Raw genomic sequence first — 3,653 nt, 5'->3', positions numbered from 1 at the left:
CGCCGATGCCTGACGAGGCGAACCGGATTCTTTTGAAGTACCGCGACAAACATTTTGGCCGGCAGACGGAGACCGGCGGCAACACCACCATCGCCGTCATTGCCACCGATGCGGTGCTCACAAAGGCTGCCGCCAAGCGCCTGGCGATGTCGGCGCATGATGGATTCGTGCGCGCCATCTGGCCGACGCACACGCCGGCCGATGGCGACCTTGTGTTCGCGCTGGCGACCGGCACGAGCGGTATCGAACTCTCCGCCGATGCAGCAATCGATCTCTACGCCGCCGCCGGCGCCACCATGGCGCGCGCCATCAGCCGAGGCGTCTATGCCGCGACACCTGCCGAAAACGATCTGTTTCCGGTCTGGTCGTCACGCATGAAGTGAAGCGATCAATCAGACCGGATCGGACTTTTCTTCCTCGAACGTCACCGCGACATCAGAATTCGCCGACAGCCAGACCTTCTTGCCGTCGACTTCGGCAATCAGGCTCAGGGGAATGTAGTGGTGATGGCCCTTGTGGGCGCCCTCGCCGCTATCGGCCTTGGTTAGCTTGATGCGCTGGCCATCGACCTTGTCGACAGTGCCGACATGCACGCCATCGGCGCCGACGACTTCCATATGCTCACGAATTTTGCTGGTGTCGGTCATGGTGGTTCTCCATTGGGACTGCCGACAATAACAAATGACGGGCCGATTGGATGCATCGGCTTTCGCACCGCACGACGTTTTGATTCCGTCGTGCTAGGGGATTGAAACGATCACGGGGGTGAAGACCGATGCGAATGCTCTTTCTGTTTGCCGTTGGCCTGCTTGCACAGCTTGCGACCTCGATCGCGGCTCATGCCGGCGATGTCGCTGAACTTGAGATCCTCGGCTTCACCAAGGACGGCAGCGTCTTCGCTTTCGAGGAATATGGCGTGCAGGATGGATCGGGCTTTCCCTATGCCAACCGCTACTACATCGACACCAGCACCGACAGCTTTCTGAAGGGCACGCCGATCCGGGTCCGGCTTGAGGACGAGAATGCCAAACTGGATGCGGTGCGCCTTCAGGCCCGGCAAAAAGGCGAATCCATTGTCAGCCAGGCCGAGTTGGACGCCAACCGCGGCATCACCGCGGGTTTCAACCCGGTGACCGAGCTTTCGGCGGATCCGCACCGGATGGCGGTCAATCCGCGCCCGATCTTCACTCCGGTCGACCCACCGCTCGAGTTCCGGCTCGACGAGTTGGGCATGAACAACGCCGATGGCTGCGAGAGCCAGGGCGAAATCAACGGCTTCCGGCTGCTGCGCATCGAGGCGCAGGATGGCGGCACGACCAAGCTGCTGCACGAGGACAAGGCGATACCGAAAAGCCGGGGTTGCCCGAACGGCTATCGCATCGGCGCCGTGCAGACCTTTTCCATGGACAGCCTCAGCGCCTATGCCGTGCTGATCGCGGTGCGCCAATACGGCTTTGAAGGCCCGGACTTTCGCTGGATCGCGGTGACCGGCCGCCTGTGACACCCCCTGCTCAACCCGCCGCGCGCGATCGTGCGCTGAACCGCCTTCGCCGCGCGATACCGACGCCGCGCACAGCACTTGTCGGCGCCTTGTTGTGGGCTGTGACAATGGGCGCCAGCGCGCTCCTCACCTTGTTTTTGGGCGACTGGGAGACGCCGGCGAAAATCCGCATTGTCACCATGCTGTTTGCGGCGGGAGCTGCGCTGGCCTTCCCGATCGGCCTGTTCGCGGCGCGGCTGGTCTCGCAGGGAAGACGCTGGGAAGTCGCTTTCGCCGCGGCCTTCGTGTGCCTAGCAGCGGCGACGATCGGCCTGACCGGCGGGCTGTTTGCCCTGCAGTACCGCTCCTACTACGCCGAGTGGCATGCGCCTGCTTTCACCCGCACCTGGGTCCTCCAGTTCGTCTTCACGACGTTGATTGCGCTCTATCAATTCGTGGTGCTGGGCATCCGGCTCTATTTTCCAGTTGGTTTCATCGCTCTGTTTGCCGCGGGCGTCTGGTTTGCGCGCCAGCGGCGTTGAGCATTTTGCTCGCCTCTGTTAGGACGCGGGCAAACTTCTCGATATGTCAGGACTGACCGATGATCCCTCGCTATTCCCGGCCGGAAATGGTCGCCATCTGGTCGCCAGAAACCCGGTTCCGCATCTGGTTCGAGATCGAAGCCTATGCCTGCGATGCGCTGGCCGAACTCGGCGTCATCCCCAGGGAAGCGGCAAAAACCATCTGGGAAAAGGGCAGTGCCGCAAAATTCGACGTCGAGGCGATCGACGAGATCGAACGCGTCACCAAGCATGACGTCATCGCCTTCCTGACCCATCTTGCCGAATTCGTCGGGCCGGACGCCCGCTTCATCCACCAGGGCATGACCTCGTCCGACGTTCTCGACACCTGCTTCGCCGTACAGCTGACCCGCGCCAGCGACATCCTGCTCGCCGATATCGATGGTCTGCTTGCAGCGCTCAAGCGCCGCGCCTTCGAGCACAAGAACACCGTCACCATTGGCCGCAGCCACGGCATCCATGCCGAGCCGACGACCTTCGGCGTCAAGCTGGCGCAGGCCTATGCCGAGTTCTCGCGCTGCCGCGAGCGGTTGGTGTACGCGCGTGAGGATATCGCCACCTGTGCGATCTCCGGGGCGGTCGGCACCTTCGCCAACATCGACCCCTATGTCGAGGAGCATGTGGCGGCTAAGCTCGGCCTGAAGCCCGAGCCGGTGTCGACACAAGTAATCCCGCGTGATCGCCACGCGATGTTCTTCGCCACGCTCGGCGTCATCGCCTCGTCGGTCGAGCGGCTGTCGATCGAGATAAGGCATTTGCAGCGCACCGAAGTGCTCGAAGCGGAAGAGTATTTTTCGCCGGGCCAAAAGGGCTCGTCGGCCATGCCGCACAAGCGCAACCCTGTGCTGACCGAAAACCTCACCGGCCTTGCCCGCATGGTTCGCTCCATGGCGATGCCGGCGATGGAGAATGTGGCGCTCTGGCACGAGCGCGACATTTCCCACTCCTCGGTCGAGCGCATGATCGGCCCTGACGCCACCGTGACGCTCGATTTCGCACTGTCGCGGCTGACCGGCGTCATCGACAAGCTGCTCGTCTATCCCGACAACATGCTGAAGAACATGAACAAGTTCCGCGGCCTCGTGCATTCGCAGCGTGTCATGCTGGCGCTGACGCAGGCTGGGTTGTCTCGCGAAGACTCCTACCGTCTGGTCCAGCGCAACGCCATGAGGGTGTGGGAGCAAGGCGCTGATTTTCTTGAAGAATTACTGGCCGACAAGGAAGTGACCGCTGCCCTGCCCGAGGCCGAAATCCGCGAGAAATTCGACCTGGGCTATCACACCAAGCACGTCGACACGATCTTCAAGCGGGTGTTTGGCAAAGCCTGAGGCAAAGCGCTATACCGTCGCTGGCCGCGAGCGGCAGGCTTCACCTTCTCCCCTGTGGGAGAAGGTGGATCGGCGCGCAACGCCGCGACGGTTGAGGGGTGCTCCAGCTTGGCGCAGCCCTCAAATCAAGCCTTGCCGGGAACAGTCCTGATCACCGTGCCCCATGGATCTTCGCGGGTCACCGGGCTGGTCACATTGTCCGAACGCATCTCCACCCAGGCCAGACCCGACCGGCTGGGATCGCGGCGGCCGGCGCCCGAACTC

The 3,653-nt window shown here is 62.5% G+C and carries 5 protein-coding genes and 1 pseudogene; 4 read left to right on the top strand and 2 right to left on the bottom strand.

Features of this window, described 5'->3' with window-relative positions; translation table 11 throughout:
- A partial coding sequence (locus EN969_RS21475) for a P1 family peptidase (RefSeq protein WP_206525201.1) occupies positions 1-383 on the top strand: 383 nt, incomplete at its 5' end.
- A 9-nt stretch (positions 384-392) separates the two neighbouring features.
- Here EN969_RS21475 and EN969_RS21470 read toward each other — a convergent pair.
- Positions 393-647 (bottom strand): DUF2171 domain-containing protein, encoded by a 255-nt coding sequence (locus EN969_RS21470; RefSeq protein ID WP_013532118.1) that lies wholly within the window; start codon positions 645-647, stop codon positions 393-395.
- A 128-nt stretch (positions 648-775) separates the two neighbouring features.
- Here EN969_RS21470 and EN969_RS21465 point away from each other — a divergent pair, with 128 nt between their 5' ends.
- The 3 genes from EN969_RS21465 (at position 776) to purB (ending at position 3,389) form a co-directional block, all read left to right on the top strand.
- Entirely contained in the window at positions 776-1,501 is a 726-nt protein-coding gene (locus tag EN969_RS21465) for a DUF2259 domain-containing protein (protein ID WP_013532119.1), read from the top strand.
- Positions 1,502-1,608: 107 nt separating this feature from the next.
- On the top strand, positions 1,609-2,022 hold the full coding sequence (locus EN969_RS21460) for a hypothetical protein (RefSeq protein ID WP_082826442.1): 414 nt from the start codon (positions 1,609-1,611) through the stop codon (positions 2,020-2,022).
- A 59-nt stretch (positions 2,023-2,081) separates the two neighbouring features.
- On the top strand, positions 2,082-3,389 hold the full coding sequence (gene purB / locus EN969_RS21455) for an adenylosuccinate lyase (RefSeq protein WP_063167823.1): 1,308 nt from the start codon (positions 2,082-2,084) through the stop codon (positions 3,387-3,389).
- Between the two features lie 125 nt (positions 3,390-3,514).
- On the opposite strand, the pseudogene EN969_RS36765 reads toward purB, so the two are convergent.
- Positions 3,515-3,653 (bottom strand): annotated as a pseudogene (locus EN969_RS36765) (VOC family protein); the annotation flags it as partial.

Origin of the sequence: Mesorhizobium sp. M7A.F.Ca.CA.003.01.2.1, assembly GCF_003998945.1 — a bacterium.
GTDB classification, from domain to species: domain Bacteria; phylum Pseudomonadota; class Alphaproteobacteria; order Rhizobiales; family Rhizobiaceae; genus Mesorhizobium; species Mesorhizobium ciceri.
This window is presented reverse-complemented; position numbering and strand designations above follow the sequence as displayed.

Coding starts and splice junctions, on each gene's coding strand:
- EN969_RS21460 (WP_082826442.1), top strand. CDS start 1,609: ATGGGCGCCAGCGCGCTCCTCACCTTGTTTTTGGGCGACTGGGAGACG.
- purB (WP_063167823.1), top strand. CDS start 2,082: ATGATCCCTCGCTATTCCCGGCCGGAAATGGTCGCCATCTGGTCGCCA.
- EN969_RS21465 (WP_013532119.1), top strand. CDS start 776: ATGCGAATGCTCTTTCTGTTTGCCGTTGGCCTGCTTGCACAGCTTGCG.
- EN969_RS21470 (WP_013532118.1), bottom strand. CDS start 647: ATGACCGACACCAGCAAAATTCGTGAGCATATGGAAGTCGTCGGCGCC.